Origin of the sequence: Mesorhizobium sp. M8A.F.Ca.ET.161.01.1.1 (genome assembly GCF_004792105.1) — a bacterium.
Lineage (GTDB): Bacteria > Pseudomonadota > Alphaproteobacteria > Rhizobiales > Rhizobiaceae > Mesorhizobium.
The window spans coordinates 1-290 of sequence record NZ_SRTD01000448.1; the positions used below are offsets into that span (position 1 = coordinate 1).

The 290-nt window shown below is 57.9% G+C and carries 1 protein-coding gene; it reads left to right on the forward strand.

Annotated elements, in window-relative coordinates; translation table 11 throughout:
- Positions 1-23: 23 nt before the first annotated feature.
- Positions 24-290: IMP dehydrogenase (locus tag EN804_RS36480; RefSeq protein ID WP_189602244.1), on the forward strand; the 267-nt coding region annotated here is incomplete at its 3' end.

Sequence of the window (290 nt, forward strand, 5' to 3'; positions counted from 1 at the left end):
TTTCAGTATGAAGGAATTTGGTCATGGCACGCATCATTCAAACACCCACTGGTTTGGACGCTCTCACATTTGACGATGTGTTGCTGCAGCCCGGACATTCCGAAGTCATGCCGGGACAGACGAATATCGCCACCCGCATCGCCCGCGATATCGATCTCAACCTGCCTATCCTCTCCTCCGCCATGGATACGGTCACCGAAGGTCGCCTCGCGATCGCCATGGCCCAGGCCGGTGGCATCGGTGTCATCCACCGCAACCTGACCCCCATCGAACAGGCCGAAGAAGTCCGG